Origin of the sequence: Vibrio brasiliensis LMG 20546 (assembly GCF_000189255.1) — a bacterium.
Lineage (GTDB): Bacteria > Pseudomonadota > Gammaproteobacteria > Enterobacterales > Vibrionaceae > Vibrio > Vibrio brasiliensis.
On sequence record NZ_AEVS01000106.1, the window covers coordinates 1 to 15131 of the forward strand.

Annotated in this window: 14 protein-coding genes; 10 read left to right on the plus strand and 4 right to left on the minus strand. The window is 46.0% G+C overall.

The genetic code is table 11. The features are described 5' to 3' along the window. Position 1: 1 nt before the first annotated feature. Positions 2–754, minus strand: a complete 753-nt coding sequence (locus tag RH46_RS19755; protein WP_006881300.1) for a DUF1853 family protein — start codon at positions 752–754, stop codon at positions 2–4. 137 nt (positions 755–891) lie between these two features. On the opposite strand from RH46_RS19755, the gene RH46_RS19760 reads away from it, so the two are divergent. Beyond that, positions 892–1650 (plus strand): Nif3-like dinuclear metal center hexameric protein, encoded by a 759-nt coding sequence (locus RH46_RS19760; RefSeq protein WP_006881301.1) that lies wholly within the window; start codon positions 892–894, stop codon positions 1648–1650. A 229-nt stretch (positions 1651–1879) separates the two neighbouring features. Here the strand turns inward: RH46_RS19760 and RH46_RS19765 are convergent, their stop codons facing one another. Further along, complete coding sequence (locus tag RH46_RS19765; protein ID WP_006881302.1) at positions 1880–3169, minus strand: citrate synthase; 1290 nt, start codon at positions 3167–3169, stop codon at positions 1880–1882. A 395-nt stretch (positions 3170–3564) separates the two neighbouring features. Between RH46_RS19765 and sdhC the strand changes: the two genes are divergently transcribed. From sdhC to sucD, 8 genes are all read left to right on the plus strand, one after another. After that, positions 3565–3957: a succinate dehydrogenase cytochrome b556 subunit gene (gene sdhC, locus RH46_RS19770; protein WP_006881303.1), complete on the plus strand. Its 393-nt coding sequence runs from the start codon at positions 3565–3567 to the stop codon at positions 3955–3957. Continuing rightward, positions 3951–4295 (plus strand): succinate dehydrogenase, hydrophobic membrane anchor protein, encoded by a 345-nt coding sequence (sdhD, locus tag RH46_RS19775; RefSeq protein WP_006881304.1) that lies wholly within the window; start codon positions 3951–3953, stop codon positions 4293–4295. The genes sdhC and sdhD overlap by 7 nt, the downstream gene beginning before the upstream one ends. Next, a complete protein-coding gene (gene sdhA, locus RH46_RS19780) occupies positions 4296–6062 on the plus strand; it encodes a succinate dehydrogenase flavoprotein subunit (protein WP_006881305.1) in 1767 nt (588 codons plus the stop codon). 18 nt (positions 6063–6080) lie between these two features. Next, positions 6081–6791, plus strand: coding sequence for a succinate dehydrogenase iron-sulfur subunit (locus tag RH46_RS19785; protein WP_006881306.1), 711 nt, complete (start codon positions 6081–6083; stop codon positions 6789–6791). Positions 6792–6882: 91 nt separating this feature from the next. Then, positions 6883–9708, plus strand: a complete 2826-nt coding sequence (sucA, locus tag RH46_RS19790) for a 2-oxoglutarate dehydrogenase E1 component (protein ID WP_006881307.1) — start codon at positions 6883–6885, stop codon at positions 9706–9708. Between the two features lie 28 nt (positions 9709–9736). Then, positions 9737–10945, plus strand: a complete 1209-nt coding sequence (odhB, locus tag RH46_RS19795) for a 2-oxoglutarate dehydrogenase complex dihydrolipoyllysine-residue succinyltransferase (protein ID WP_006881308.1) — start codon at positions 9737–9739, stop codon at positions 10943–10945. Positions 10946–11151: 206 nt separating this feature from the next. Next, positions 11152–12318 carry an ADP-forming succinate--CoA ligase subunit beta gene (gene sucC / locus RH46_RS19800; protein WP_004744517.1) on the plus strand — a complete coding sequence of 389 codons (1167 nt, stop codon included), beginning with the start codon at positions 11152–11154 and terminating at the stop codon, positions 12316–12318. After that, the gene (gene sucD, locus RH46_RS19805; protein ID WP_006881309.1) at positions 12318–13190 is read left to right on the plus strand and encodes a succinate--CoA ligase subunit alpha; all 873 of its coding nucleotides are present in this window, start codon (positions 12318–12320) and stop codon (positions 13188–13190) included. Before sucC ends, sucD begins: the two co-directional genes overlap by 1 nt. 97 nt (positions 13191–13287) lie before the next feature. On the opposite strand, the gene RH46_RS19810 is transcribed toward sucD, so the two are convergent. Beyond that, the gene (locus tag RH46_RS19810) at positions 13288–13575 is read right to left on the minus strand and encodes a hypothetical protein (protein WP_006881310.1); all 288 of its coding nucleotides are present in this window, start codon (positions 13573–13575) and stop codon (positions 13288–13290) included. 789 nt (positions 13576–14364) lie between these two features. Here RH46_RS19810 and RH46_RS19815 point away from each other — a divergent pair. Further along, positions 14365–14883, plus strand: a complete 519-nt coding sequence (locus RH46_RS19815) for a GNAT family N-acetyltransferase (protein ID WP_006881312.1) — start codon at positions 14365–14367, stop codon at positions 14881–14883. Here RH46_RS19815 and RH46_RS19820 read toward each other — a convergent pair. Beyond that, on the minus strand, positions 14831–15130 hold the full coding sequence (locus tag RH46_RS19820) for a DUF3301 domain-containing protein (RefSeq protein WP_006881313.1): 300 nt from the start codon (positions 15128–15130) through the stop codon (positions 14831–14833). The genes RH46_RS19815 and RH46_RS19820 overlap by 53 nt on opposite strands. Position 15131 lies beyond the last annotated feature (1 nt).

The following is a 15131-nucleotide window of genomic DNA, read 5'->3' on the forward strand; positions in this document are numbered from 1 at the left end:
CTCAGCTTCCCGGCCAACTATCTGGCACCACAAACCAAAATTGCTCCTCTTTAGTCTGGGCATGAACAAAACGTCCATCAGGTTTCTCAATTGGCTTCTCAAACTCCGTTGTACCGGTTGCCCATTGTGGTTTTTCTAATGGGTATAAAGTCGCGCCTATCTGTTGCCACTGACTCTGATAACACCAATATCCACTGATCTGACTCTGATTTAAACGGTAGCCAAGACACTCCTCCGGCACCTGCTCAGGAGAAAATGGATTGATATAGAGCCTGCCCTGAAGCAATAGGTGTTCAGACATATCCTGATATTGTGGGTATTGAGTGAGGAACTCGGCGCAGGAACTCATCTTGAGCTGATGAGTTAACATTCTATCGAGCTTTTTATCTAGTTGATCATGGGCATTGGGGCCATACCATGTCCCCTGATGGAGCAGGTAGAATTTGATTGCCACTTCCCAGTGTTCCAATTGGTTGCCAGCCTCATTATTTAAAATCAGATCTATCGCTCCGAGCGTTTGGCCTGACTCTCGATTGATCTGAATTTCTTCCGCTTCCAGTTGATAGCAGCCACTATGAGTGAGCAGTTCGGTACATAGATATTGATAGAGAAAGCCAAGTCTTGGATTACCCTGATAGTTGTTTTGCTGCAAGGGCTCAGGGGTGAGGTGTTCAAGACTGACAAAAGGGGCTTTCAACTCAAATAGTGAAGGGGCTGATGCTATCCACTGATAGAAACGTTGTAGTTGGTTCATCCTTGGGCCTATTTATTCTGCGTTAGCACTATTGTAACTAGCTGCTGGTATCACCGCTATGGTTGGAATACACTTTGAGGCAGTAAACTTTGGAGTCATAGCCAGCTGTTTATAGCTGACGATAATTGGAAGTGACAATGAACAATTTAAAACTAGAAAAAATCCTTAATGACAAGCTGTCTCCGCAGTTGATCAAAGACTATGCACCAAATGGTCTTCAAGTTGAAGGCACTGAGACCATCAAGCGAATTGTGACTGGTGTAACCGCTTCACAAGCTCTGATCGATAAAGCTATCGAGCTAAATGCTGATGCAATTCTGGTTCACCATGGTTACTTCTGGAAAGGGGAACCAGAGCCGATTCGTGGTATGAAGGGTAAGCGTATCCGTAGCCTGATAAAGAATGACATCAACTTATTTGGTTACCATTTGCCTCTAGACATTCATCCGCAACTCGGTAACAACGCTGAACTTGCTCGTCTGCTTGAGATCGAAGTGGAAGGTGGTATGGAAGGCCATGAGCAATCAGTTGCGATGTTTGGTCGCCTAAAGCAACCAATGTCAGGCGGCGAGTTTGCCCACAAGATCAACACGGTGCTTAATCGTCAGCCTCTACATATCGCCCCAGAAGATGAGAGCAAGCTAATCGAAACTATTGGTTGGTGTACAGGCGGCGGTCAGGACTATATAGAGTTGGCGGTAAAACTGGGACTGGATGCTTTTGTTTCGGGCGAGATTTCTGAGCGTACGACATACACAGCACGCGAAATGGGGGTTCATTACTTCGCGGCAGGTCACCACGCGACTGAACGTTACGGCATAAAAGCTCTGGGTGAGTGGTTAGCCCAGGAGCACGGACTGGAAGTCACGTTTATTGATATTAATAACCCGGTTTAGGTAAAGGCGGGCTGCGCCCTTCGAGAGGTGCGCGTGGTTAATGAGTCGGAAACTGATGTCAGGGTTGGTTTTTGTAAAGGCTAATTGACGGATTTTAAAAGGAAGTGGTTGATATGTACTGTCAGCCCTTCAAGATTTTCTCGACTCTCGACTCTCGACTCTAAAAAAGGGCTGATGCTCTCGCATCAACCCTTAACTCTTCTAGAATCTAATCCTTGGGAATTAAAAACTATTCACGCTCGTGTAGAGGTGAGAATTCACGTTGAACTTCACCTGTGTATAGCTGACGTGGACGACCGATACGGTTTAGTGGGTCGCTGTGCATTTCGTTCCAGTGTGCAATCCAGCCGATCGTACGAGATAGAGCGAAGATTACTGTAAACATTGAAACTGGGATGCCGATTGCTTTAAGAATGATACCTGAGTAGAAGTCTACGTTCGGGTATAGTTTCTTAGAAACAAAGTACTCATCAGAAAGAGCGATGCGCTCAAGTTCCATAGCTACGTCTAGTAGTGGATCCTGAATGTTTAGCTCTTTAAGAACTTCGTGACACGTTTCGCGCATTACTGTCGCACGTGGGTCGTAGTTCTTGTAAACACGGTGACCGAAGCCCATTAGGCGGAACGGGTCTTCTTTATCTTTAGCGCGTTCAACATATTCTGGAATGTTGTCAACACTGCCGATCTCTTCAAGCATCTTCAGACATGCTTCGTTAGCGCCGCCGTGTGCAGGGCCCCAAAGAGAAGCAATACCTGCTGCAATACATGCAAACGGGTTAGCACCAGAAGAACCAGCAAGACGTACTGTAGAAGTAGAAGCGTTTTGCTCGTGGTCTGCGTGTAGAGTAAAGATCTTGTCCATTGCGCGAGCAACTACAGGGTTTACTTCGTACTCTTCACATGGGTTTGCGAACATCATGTGAAGGAAGTTCTCTGCGTAGCTCAGATCATTACGTGGGTAAATGAAAGGCTGACCAATAGAGTACTTGTAACACATAGCCGCAAGAGTAGGCATTTTCGACAGTAGTCGGTATGCCGTGATTTCACGGTGTGTGTCATTATTAATGTCGAGTGAATCGTGGTAGAACGCAGCCAATGCGCCAACTACACCACACATTACAGCCATTGGGTGAGCGTCACGACGGAAGCCGTGGAAGAAGCTCGCAATTTGCTCATGGACCATAGTGTGACGAGTAACGGTTGTTTTAAACTGCTCGTATTGCTCACGTGTTGGGGCTTCACCATAAAGAAGGATGTAACATACTTCTAAGTAATCAGCATTATTAGCTAGCTGATCAATAGGGTAACCGCGGTGCAAAAGAATACCTTTGCCGCCATCGATATAGGTGATTTGAGATTCACAGGATGCAGTGGCAAGAAAACCTGGGTCAAAAGTAAAATATCCGTTTGCTCCCAGTTTACGAACATCAATTACCGGAGTACCCAGGGCACCTTCAGTAATCGGCAGCTCGATAGGCGCTTGACCTTCAACATGAAGGGTAGCTTTCTTATCTGCCATAACAATCTCCTTTGTTTATTATTTAATCCGTCCAGGATGTTTGTGTGACATTTTTGTACGTGTGTTCGTTATCAAAGTCAATTTTTCTCCTCTGATGTGTGCACTTGTTATGATTTTTTGAAGGTGTAACGTTAAAAATCTGGTCTGTGTAGCAAAAATTGTTACATCAATTGTATTAGAATGTTGCCAGCCGTATAGTGGCGCAGTAAATTTTGGTGGAAACCTTATAAATTCAAGGCTTGAAACAAATGTGAGGTGAAGTTTTAATCCTTGTTGTTAACAATTATTTTACAAAATACTTCGGCAATTGTTGCAGTCAGCTGTTAAATAAATGTTAAGTTTTGTAGGTTTGCAATCAAAATTCGTTCATAACTATAAATGCTCAATGGAGCTGAGTGAGCAAGCCCGTGAAAGAAAGAAAGTCAAGACCTGTTAATTTAGATTTACAGACCATTCGCTTTCCGATCACTGCAATCGCATCTATTTTACACCGTGTCTCCGGTGTGATTACGTTTGTCGCGGTCGGAATTTTGCTATGGTTACTATCCATTTCGCTATCCTCCCCAGTTGGTTATGCAGAGGCTGTTGATATTGTCGACGGTTTCTTTGTGAAGTTTATCTTATGGGGCATCCTAACGGCTTTGGCCTATCACATTGCTGGTGGCGTTCGTCACTTGTTAATGGATATGGGTCATTTTGAAGAGCTGGAATCTGGTGCAATGAGCGCTAAGGTTGCATTCGCAGCTACGGCCGTTCTGTCTCTACTGGCGGGGGTAATGGTATGGTAAAACATATTTCATCTTTTGGTCGTAATGGTGTACACGATTTCCTATTAATTCGTGCTACTGCGATCATCATGACACTTTATACAATTTATCTGGTTAGCTTTTGTGCTTTCACGGATATTTCTTACGTATCTTGGACTCAGTTCTTTGGTGGCACGTTCACTAAAGTGTTCACGATGCTAGCGTTAGTTTCGGTACTGATTCACGCGTGGATCGGCTTGTGGCAGGTTCTTACTGACTACATCAAATGCGCTAAGCTTCGTGGCGGCCTTCAGTTAGGCGTTATCGCTGTACTGTTTGGTTACTTCTTCTCTGGTCTATTTATTCTGTGGGGTGCGTAAGTGTCTATTCCAGTTCGCGAATTTGATGCCGTAGTTATCGGCGCTGGTGGTGCAGGCATGCGTGCTGCGCTACAAATTTCTGAGCAAGGCCTGTCTTGTGCATTGCTTTCTAAAGTATTTCCTACTCGTTCTCACACTGTATCAGCACAGGGTGGTATCACTGTTGCGTTAGGTAACGCGCACGAAGACCACTGGGAACAGCACATGTACGATACAGTAAAAGGTTCTGACTACATTGGTGACCAGGACGCTATCGAGTACATGTGTAAGAACGGTCCTGAGTCTGTTATCGAACTAGAGAAAATGGGTCTTCCTTTCTCTCGTTTTGACAACGGTACTATCTACCAGCGTCCTTTCGGCGGTCAGTCAAAGAACTTTGGTGGTGAGCAGGCTGCTCGTACCGCTGCTGCAGCTGACCGTACAGGTCACGCGCTTCTACACACTCTTTACCAACAAAACATCAAACACAAAACAACGGTTTTCTCTGAGTGGTATGCACTTGACCTTGTTAAAAACGAAGATGGTGTTGTTCTAGGTTGTACTGCGCTATGCATGGAAACTGGTGAAGTTTGTTACTTCAAATCAAAAGCAACCATCCTGGCTACGGGTGGTGCGGGTCGTATTTACGCATCGACTACTAACGCTCACATCAACACGGGTGATGGTGTTGGTATGGCGCTGCGTGCAGGCGTACCTATGCAAGACATGGAAATGTGGCAGTTCCACCCAACGGGTATCGCTGGTGCAGGTGTTCTTGTAACTGAAGGTTGTCGTGGTGAAGGTGGTTACCTGCTTAATAAAGACGGTGAGCGCTTCATGGAGCGTTACGCTCCAAACGCGAAAGACCTTGCTGGTCGTGACGTTGTTGCTCGTTCAATGATGATCGAAATTCGTGAAGGTCGCGGCTGCGATGGCCCTTGGGGTCCTCACATTAAACTGAAACTGGATCACCTGGGTAAAGAGACTCTTGAGTCACGTCTACCGGGTGTTTGTGAACTGTCTCGTACGTTTGCACACGTTGACCCAGTTAAAGAGCCAATTCCAGTAATCCCAACATGTCACTACATGATGGGTGGTATCCCAACTCAGGTTTCAGGTCAGGCTATTAAGCAAGACGAAAGCGGTGCGGACGTAGAAGTTCAAGGTCTATTCGCTTGTGGTGAAATCGCATCTGTATCAGTACACGGCGCTAACCGTCTGGGTGGTAACTCACTACTAGACTTGGTTGTATTCGGTCGTGCAACAGGTCTACACCTGGGTGAAACTCTAGCTAAGCAAGCGGAAGCGAAACCTGCGACTGAAGCAGACATTGAGCGTTCTTTAGAGCGTTACAACCGTTGGGAAAACAGCACTGAGGGTGAAGACCCAGCGCAAATCCGTAAAGATCTACAGCAATGTATGCAGAACAACTTCTCGGTATTCCGTGAAGGTGATGCAATGGCTAAAGGTCTGGAAGAGCTGAAAGTTATCCGTGAGCGTCTGAAGAACGCACACCTTGCTGATAAATCTACCGAGTTCAACACTCAGCGTATTGAGTGTCTAGAGCTAGAAAACTTGATGGAAACAGCTTATGCAACGGCTGTAGCGGCAAACTACCGTACAGAAAGTCGTGGTGCGCACGCTCGTTTTGACTTCCCGGATCGTGATGACGCTCAGTGGCTATGTCACTCTATCTACAATCCAGAGACGGAAGGTATGACTAAGCGTGATGTAAACATGGAACCTGTCCATCGTGAAGCGTTCCCACCTAAAGCACGTACGTACTAAGGAAAGGAGGATAAGATTATGAAACTGAATTTCTCTTTGTACCGCTACAATCCGGATGTTGACCAGAAGCCTTACATGAAAGACTACACTCTTGAAGTGGAAGAAGGCTCTGACATGATGCTTCTTGATGCTCTGATCTTACTTAAAGAGCAAGATCCAAGCATCTCATTCCGTCGCTCGTGCCGTGAAGGTGTGTGTGGTTCTGATGGTCTGAACATGAACGGTAAAAATGGTCTGGCGTGTATCACACCACTTTCTGCACTAAAAGCAGACAAGATTGTGATTCGTCCACTACCAGGTTTGCCAGTGGTTCGCGATCTTATTGTTGACATGACACAGTTCTACGATAACTATGCGAAAGTTAAGCCTTTCTTGATTGATGACGGTGCTCTACCGCCATCACGCGAGAACCTGCAAACGCCAGATGAGCGTGCTCATCTAGATGGTCTGTACGAATGTATCATGTGTGCATGTTGTACAACATCGTGTCCATCTTTCTGGTGGAACCCAGACAAATTTATCGGTCCTGCTGGTCTTCTGGCTGCTTACCGTTGGTTAATTGATAGCCGCGATACAGCGACAGACGAACGTCTATCAAATCTTGATGACGCATTTAGCGTTTTCCGTTGCCACGGCATCATGAATTGTGTAAGTGTTTGTCCTAAGGGATTGAACCCGACAAAAGCGATTGGTCACATTAAGACTATGCTGGTTAACCGCTCTGTCTAATTAACAAAAAATTGCCGGCCTAATCTGGGCCGGCTCTTAATAGCTCGGCGTAGACCGAAGCAAACGTGAAAACTACTGGTTAAGGGAAAATATGCACAACGGCGTGATGAAGGCGTGGCTCGAGTCTTCACACTTGGCTGGCGCCAATGCAACGTATGTAGAGGACCTCTACGAACTGTATCTAAGTGATCCCGATCTGGTAAGTGAGGAGTGGAAACGTGTTTTTGATGGTTTACCAAAGCCGTCAGAAGAAGTGGTTGAACAACCACATTCACGTGTCCGTGACTACTTCCGACGACTCGCTCAAGAAACAAAGCATTACAATGTCCAAGTTAGTGATCCTGATGTCGACGCTAAACAGGTAAAAGTACTCCAATTAATCAATGCTTATCGCTTTCGTGGTCACGAAGCGGCACAGCTTGACCCTCTAGGTTTATGGCAACGTCCACCAGTGGCGGAGCTAGATCCTGCATTCCACAATCTTACACAAGACGATCTTGAAGAAACTTTCAACGTAGGTTCTTTTGCTATCGGCAAAGAGACTATGCAATTGAAAGATATCCACTCTTCGCTGCAAAAAATCTACTGTGGCTCAGTTGGTGCTGAATACATGCACATGACTGATACTGAACAGAAACGTTGGATCCAGCAACGTTTAGAGTCAGTAGTTGGTCAACCGTCTTTCAGCAAAGAAGAGAAGCAAGAATTTCTTGAAGAGCTCACTGCCGCTGAAGGCCTGGAACGTTACTTGGGCGCGAAGTTCCCGGGTGCAAAACGTTTCTCGCTAGAAGGTGGTGATGCACTTATCCCAATGACTAAAGAACTGATTCGCCATGCTGGTAAGAGCGGTATGCGTGAAGTGGTCATTGGTATGGCTCACCGTGGTCGTCTTAACATGCTGGTCAACGTTCTGGGTAAGAAACCTCAGGATCTGTTTGACGAGTTTGCTGGTAAGCACGATGACACTTGGGGTACAGGTGACGTTAAATATCACCAGGGTTTCTCGGCTGACTTCGCTACACCAGGTGGTGATGTTCACTTAGCTCTAGCATTTAACCCTTCTCACCTAGAGATTGTTAACCCAGTAGTTATCGGCTCGGTTCGTGCTCGTCAAGACCGTTTAGGTGATACTGAAGGAACGACAGTTCTTCCGATCACTATTCATGGTGACTCGGCAGTTGCTGGTCAGGGTGTGGTTGCTGAAACTTTCAACATGTCGCAAGCTCGTGGCTTCCGTGTTGGTGGTACAGTTCGTATCGTTGTTAACAACCAGGTTGGTTTCACAACGTCGAATCCGAACGATACACGTTCGACTATGTACTGTACTGACATCGCTAAGATGGTTCAGGCGCCAATTTTCCACGTTAACGCTGACGATCCAGAAGCTGTGGCATTTGTTACTCGTATCGCTCTAGATTACCGTAACGAATTCAAACGCGATGTGGTTATCGACCTAGTTTGTTACCGTCGCCACGGTCACAACGAAGCTGATGAGCCAAATGCAACTCAGCCGCTGATGTACCAGAAGATCAAGAAACACCCAACGCCACGTAAGCTATATGCAGACGTACTGATGGAGCGTGGTGATTTCGGTATCGATACGGCAACTCAGCTGGTTAACGAATACCGTGATGCTCTTGACCGCGGCGAAGTTGTTGTTAAAGAGTGGCGCCCAATGGCTCTGCATTCAGTAGACTGGTCTCCATATCTAGGCCACGACTGGGATGTTGAGTGGAACAACCAATTCGATAAAGATCGTCTGGTTGAACTTGGTCACCGCATTTGTCAGTACCCAGAAAGTCACAAGCTTCAGAGCCGTGTAAACAAGCTCTACAATGACCGTACATCTATGTTGAGCGGTGAAAAAGCGATTGACTGGGGTATGGCTGAAACTCTTGCTTACGCAACACTGGTTGATGACGGTAAGCGTATTCGTATCTCAGGTCAGGATTCAGGCCGTGGTACCTTCTTCCACCGTCACTCTGTACTGCACAACCAAAACGATGCGAGCACGTTTGTTCCGCTAGCGAACATTCATGACAAGCAAGGCCCGTTTGAAGTTTTTGACTCAGTTCTTTCTGAAGAAGCTGTACTGGCATTCGAATACGGTTATGCGACGGCTGAGCCAAGCGGCTTAACGATCTGGGAAGCGCAGTTTGGTGACTTTGCCAACGGTGCACAGGTTGTTATCGACCAATTTATCTCATCAGGTGAGCAGAAGTGGGCACGTCTATGTGGCCTGACAATGCTACTGCCTCATGGTTACGAAGGTCAGGGTCCAGAGCACTCATCAGCTCGTCTTGAGCGTTACCTTCAGCTATGTGCTGAACAAAACATGCAAGTTGTTGTTCCTTCAACTCCGGCTCAGGTTTACCACATGATCCGTCGTCAGGTTGTAAGACCTATGCGTCGCCCTCTAGTGGTTATGTCACCTAAATCTCTGCTGCGTCATCCGCTATGTACTTCAACGATTGAAGAGCTGGCAGAAGGCACATTCCAAGCGGCGATTGGTGAGATTGATGACCTAGAAGCTGCGAAGGTGAAACGCGTTGTATTCTGTTCAGGTAAAGTTTACTTCGATCTGCTAGAGCAGCGTCGTAACAATGAACAGGACGATGTCGCGATTGTTCGTATTGAACAGCTATACCCATTCCCAATGGAAGAAGTGAAAGCTGCAATTGAGCAATACACCAATGTAGAAGATTTTGTTTGGTGTCAGGAAGAGCCTCAAAACCAGGGCGCTTGGTACTGTAGCCAACATAACTTCCGTGCTGCCATCCCAGCAGGTGCAGATCTTAAATACGCTGGACGTCCAGCATCAGCATCACCTGCAGTAGGCTATATGTCAGTACACTTGAAACAACAGAAAGCGTTGGTTGAAGACGCACTTAACGTGAATACAAAAACTTCGGATTAAGAGCTAGAAGTTAAAGGAAGAAACAGATATGACAATTGAAATTCTGGTTCCAGATTTACCTGAATCTGTCGCTGATGCAACAGTGGCAACATGGCACAAACAACCAGGCGAAGCAGTAGAGCGCGATGAAGTTCTGGTTGATATTGAAACAGATAAAGTAGTACTAGAAGTTCCAGCTCCTGAAGCGGGTGTTCTAGAAGCAATCATTGAAGAAGAAGGTGCAACAGTACTTTCTAAGCAGCTAATCGCTAAGCTTAAGCCTGGCGCGGTTGCTGGTGAACCAACAACAGACACGACTGAAGAGTCAGAAGCGTCTCCGGACAAGCGTCACAAAGCATCTCTGACTGAAGAGAGCAATGATGCACTAAGCCCGGCAGTTCGTCGCCTGCTTGCAGAGCACGGCCTTGAAGCGAACCAGGTTAAAGGTACTGGTGTTGGCGGTCGTATCACACGTGAAGATATCGAAGCTCACCTGGCTAACGCGAAAGCAGCACCTAAAGCGGAAGCTCCTGCTGCTGTTGAAGCGCCAGCAGCTGCACGTAGTCAGAAACGTGTACCAATGACTCGTCTACGTAAGACTGTTGCGAACCGTCTACTAGAAGCGAAGAACAACACGGCAATGCTAACGACGTTCAACGAAGTTAACATGAAGCCAATCATGGATCTTCGTAAGCAGTACAAAGACCAGTTCGAAGAGCGTCACGGTATTCGTCTAGGCTTTATGTCTTTCTACGTGAAAGCCGTAACTGAAGCTCTGAAACGTTACCCAGAAGTGAACGCATCTATCGACGGTGATGATATCGTTTACCACAACTACTTCGACATCAGCATGGCAGTATCTACGCCACGTGGTCTGGTAACTCCAGTTCTTAAAGACTGTGACACTCTAGGTTTTGCTGACGTAGAAAAAGGCATCAAAGAGCTAGCAATCAAAGGCCGCGACGGCAAGCTAACGGTTGATGAGCTAATGGGTGGTAACTTCACTATCACGAACGGTGGTGTATTTGGTTCACTAATGTCTACGCCAATTATCAACCCACCTCAGTCAGCAATTCTTGGTATGCACAAGATCCAAGAGCGTCCAATGGCTGTTGATGGCAAGGTAGAAATCCTACCAATGATGTACCTGGCTCTGTCTTACGATCACCGTCTAATCGATGGCCGTGAGTCAGTGGGCTTCCTAGTAACCATTAAAGAGTTGCTAGAAGATCCAGCACGTCTGCTATTAGACGTTTAATATCGCTAAAACGTCTAGTTGGCTGAGCTGGCTAGACGTTCGATAGTTTCAAAGGCTAGACTGGCTCAACTGTCTGGCCTTCATTTGAGTCACTAAGCTATTAGAAAATAGATCGTGATTTATTTGAGAAGACCCTACAGACGCGCGCAAATAAGCGCCGTTATGGAAATAATAATCCCCTAAGGGAAAATAAACGGAATATCAAAATGAATTTGCATGAATACCAAGCCAAACAGCTGTTTGCAGAATTCGGTTTGCCTGTACCGGAAGGTTACGCGTGTGATACACCACAAGAAGCTTTTGAAGCTGCAGGTCGTATCTCTACAGAGAAGAAAGTTGTTAAATGTCAGGTTCACGCTGGTGGACGTGGTAAAGCGGGTGGCGTAGAGCTACACGATACTAAAGATGGCGTTAAAGAGTTTGCACAAAAGTGGCTAGGTAAAAACCTGGTAACTTACCAAACAGACGCAAATGGTCAGCCTGTAACTAAAATCCTAGTTGAAGAAGCATCAAACATTGCTAACGAACTTTACCTGGGTGCTGTTGTTGACCGTGCAACTCGTAAAGTTGTATTCATGGCATCTACTGAAGGTGGTGTTGAAATCGAGAAAGTTGCAGAAGAGACTCCTGAGTTGATTCACAAAGCAGCTATCGATCCACTAGTAGGCCCACAAGCTTACCAAGGCCGTGAACTAGCATTCAAGCTAGGTCTTGAAGGCGACCAAATCAAACAATTTGTTAAGATCTTCATGGGTCTTGGCAACATGTTCTCTCAGTACGACCTGGCTCTACTGGAGATCAACCCTCTTGTAATTACTGGCGAAGGCAACCTGCTATGTCTTGACGGTAAGATTAACATCGACTCTAACGCGATGTACCGTCAGCCTAAGCTACGTGAAATGCACGATCCTTCGCAAGAAGATGAGCGTGAAGCACACGCAGCTCAGTGGGAACTGAACTACGTAGCACTAGACGGCAATGTTGGCTGTATGGTTAACGGTGCAGGTCTGGCAATGGGTACGATGGATATCGTAAACCTACACGGCGGCAAGCCAGCTAACTTCCTAGACGTAGGTGGCGGCGCGACTAAAGAGCGTGTAGCAGAAGCATTCAAGATCATCCTGTCTGATGACAATGTAAAAGCAGTACTAGTAAACATCTTTGGTGGTATCGTTCGTTGTGACATGATCGCTGAAGGTATTATCGGTGCGGTTAAAGAGGTAGGCGTAAGCGTACCAGTAGTTGTTCGTCTAGAAGGTACTAACGCTGACCTTGGTCGCGAAGTTCTTGCTAATTCTGATGTTGATATCATTGCAGCTGAGTCGCTAACTGACGCAGCTCAGAAAGTTGTTGCTGCTGCGGAGGGCAAATAATGTCTGTACTAATTAATAAAGACACCAAAGTAATCTGTCAGGGTTTCACTGGTGGTCAGGGTACTTTCCACTCTGAGCAAGCTATCGCATACGGTACACAGATGGTTGGTGGTGTTTCTCCGGGTAAAGGTGGTCAAACTCACCTGGGTCTTCCAGTATTCAACACAGTGCGTGAAGCAGTAGAAGCAACAGGCGCGACAGCAACAGTTATCTACGTACCAGCACCTTTCTGTAAAGACGCAATCCTGGAAGCGATTGATGCGGGTATCGAGCTAATCGTAACAATCACTGAAGGTATCCCTACAACGGATATGATCGACGTTAAAGTGAAGCTGGAAGAGACTGGCGTTCGCATGATCGGTCCTAACTGTCCGGGTCTAATCACTCCAGACGAGTGTAAGATTGGTATCATGCCTGGCCATATCCACAAGAAAGGTAAAGTGGGTATCGTATCTCGTTCAGGTACACTAACTTACGAAGCGGTTAAGCAGACGACAGACGAAGGTTTCGGTCAGTCTACTTGTGTTGGTATCGGTGGTGACCCAATCCCTGGTTCAAACTTCATCGACATCCTGAAGCTATTCCAAGAAGACCCTGAAACTGAAGCAATCGTAATGATTGGTGAAATCGGTGGTACTGCTGAGGAAGAAGCTGCAGCATTCATCAAAGAGAACGTCACTAAGCCAGTCGTTTCTTACATTGCAGGTGTTACAGCTCCTCCAGGTAAGCGTATGGGCCACGCTGGCGCAATCATCTCTGGTGGTAAAGGTACTGCTGAAGACAAGTTCGCTGCACTAGAAGCTGCAGGCGTTAAGACTGTGAAATCTCTTGCTGACATCGGCAAAGGTCTACGTGAAGTAACAGGTTGGTAATTTAACCCGCTACGAATTGAAAGGCTTGGCAGTGTGCCAAGCCTTTTTTGTTTTTGTCGCTAGGGTGGTTATCTGTCGTTGGCGCTATTTTAGCTCGCTAAGCGCCGAGCTTTTTCTCTAACACCATCAATCTTTCTGTTAATGCGGCAACCTGAGCCTCAAGTTGAGCGATTCGATCAACATCGTTATCTGGTTGTTTCGCTGCCACTTCAACCTTTGGAACACGGTTAGCACTTTTCCAGCTCTTTAAGGTAGTAATTAATGCTGGCATTGGCACTGGTGTGCTCAAACGCGCTTTGACCAGAGCGACGGTCGGCTCTTTTCCTTCTGAGTGTAACTGTTCAAGGACATCTTTTAGCTCTTGGCTAACATCTTGAGTAAGCATAAAACCTCCGTTGTGCTGATATCACTAATAATACTGGCAGTACCCTTTGTTGACTAATGGAAAATTAAGAAATGGCTTGTGCGATATTTCTCACAAGTGATGTAAGACAAAGTGTGTTTTAAACGGGCTTAAAGGTACTTTTTGTTTTATAAATTATTGATATTAAATGTTTTGTTTCTTTTTTGTTCAAGTAATTCAAGCGGAAATTGCTCTGTAAGGCATTGTTCAAACGTACCAATAGGGTAAATTAGAACCTGTCGGAAGGATACTGACTCGGAACAGGAAACACCAAGGATTGGATATCTTCAGGATGAAGAATGGTTAATCAGGAAGGTTGACCAAGCATGGAGCGAAAGGACATTGTAAGGATACATTCGCTAACCAGGATGTTAGTGATAAGGAAAGCAATGGACACCTCTAGGATGAGGCAAGGACAGTATCAGGACGATACTAAGGACACCGCTCAAGGAACAAGTGATGTGGGCTGACGAGGAACGTTAGCTATCAGGATGAATAGGACACCGCTAGGACGGCGAAGTCAGGATATTACTGAAGGATTCAGTAACTATTATGGAAGATGCATGGAGCAACTTTTGTAGCCGGACTGCTGCGAGTAAGACTATAAGCCCCGATACTAGCGTATCGGGGCTTTTCTTAGATCTCACCTTTACAAAAACTCAAAAAACAACATGTAAAAAAACGTTCTAGATCAATAAAGGCAACCATCAGTTGGTTTAACTTTTCGGCTTTGTTTTAAAAGACAATTATTGCTGCTTACAAGGATGTGTCATGACTATAGTGACTCGCCGATCGTTATTAGTCCCTTATAACGACTCTCTACAATCAGAATTTTTAATGCTCAACTGCTGTGCGATTAACCGCGCGCAAATGAATGGCGCGCATACAGTATCGTCTGCCAAAAAACAGTTCGAGAAGGTTCTTAACGATAGAAACATATTCGCGATGGCGGTATTAGACAGCCACTCAAGAGAGTACATGGGGCACGTGTTTATCTCAGATTTAGATACGCTTCCAGAGTTAGGTTATATATTCGATAAGGACTATTGGGGGAGGGGGATTGCTAGTGAGGTTTTGCAGGCATTCTTTTCCAAAGCAGTACGTGATTTGAATTTAGAACGCGTTATCGCGACCGCTAATGTCGACCATCAGCCTTCAATTCGTATCCTGCAAAAGCTTGGCTTTGAGTTAAATGCCCATAAGCAAGATACTTTCGGTCCTTATGATGAGTTTGTATTCACATCCGATGTGGCGGTAGATCAACCTTTGCTAGTCGGAAACCTTGCATAACAATCTGTCCTTGATAACAATCATCACCCAGAGACGAAAACTCAAAGTGATAAACAGAATGCCAACGCCAGACACCGTCTGGCGTTTTTAGTTTATGACCTTTCAACGCTACGCTCAGTAGTTGTAAGTCGAGCTCGTTACACTTACGTGCCGCGATACTCTTAGCCAGCTCAGCCTGACGTCTTTGCTGCCAAAAGATTAAGCAGATAATCGCCAGAGCGAGGATAGCGAACAGGTCATGGATCATG

Coding starts and splice junctions, on each gene's coding strand:
- RH46_RS19755 (WP_006881300.1), bottom strand. CDS start 754: ATGAACCAACTACAACGTTTCTATCAGTGGATAGCATCAGCCCCTTCA.
- RH46_RS19760 (WP_006881301.1), top strand. CDS start 892: ATGAACAATTTAAAACTAGAAAAAATCCTTAATGACAAGCTGTCTCCG.
- RH46_RS19765 (WP_006881302.1), bottom strand. CDS start 3,169: ATGGCAGATAAGAAAGCTACCCTTCATGTTGAAGGTCAAGCGCCTATC.
- sdhD (WP_006881304.1), top strand. CDS start 3,951: ATGGTAAAACATATTTCATCTTTTGGTCGTAATGGTGTACACGATTTC.
- RH46_RS19785 (WP_006881306.1), top strand. CDS start 6,081: ATGAAACTGAATTTCTCTTTGTACCGCTACAATCCGGATGTTGACCAG.
- sucA (WP_006881307.1), top strand. CDS start 6,883: ATGCACAACGGCGTGATGAAGGCGTGGCTCGAGTCTTCACACTTGGCT.
- odhB (WP_006881308.1), top strand. CDS start 9,737: ATGACAATTGAAATTCTGGTTCCAGATTTACCTGAATCTGTCGCTGAT.
- sucC (WP_004744517.1), top strand. CDS start 11,152: ATGAATTTGCATGAATACCAAGCCAAACAGCTGTTTGCAGAATTCGGT.
- sucD (WP_006881309.1), top strand. CDS start 12,318: ATGTCTGTACTAATTAATAAAGACACCAAAGTAATCTGTCAGGGTTTC.
- RH46_RS19810 (WP_006881310.1), bottom strand. CDS start 13,575: ATGCTTACTCAAGATGTTAGCCAAGAGCTAAAAGATGTCCTTGAACAG.
- RH46_RS19815 (WP_006881312.1), top strand. CDS start 14,365: ATGACTATAGTGACTCGCCGATCGTTATTAGTCCCTTATAACGACTCT.
- RH46_RS19820 (WP_006881313.1), bottom strand. CDS start 15,130: ATGATCCATGACCTGTTCGCTATCCTCGCTCTGGCGATTATCTGCTTA.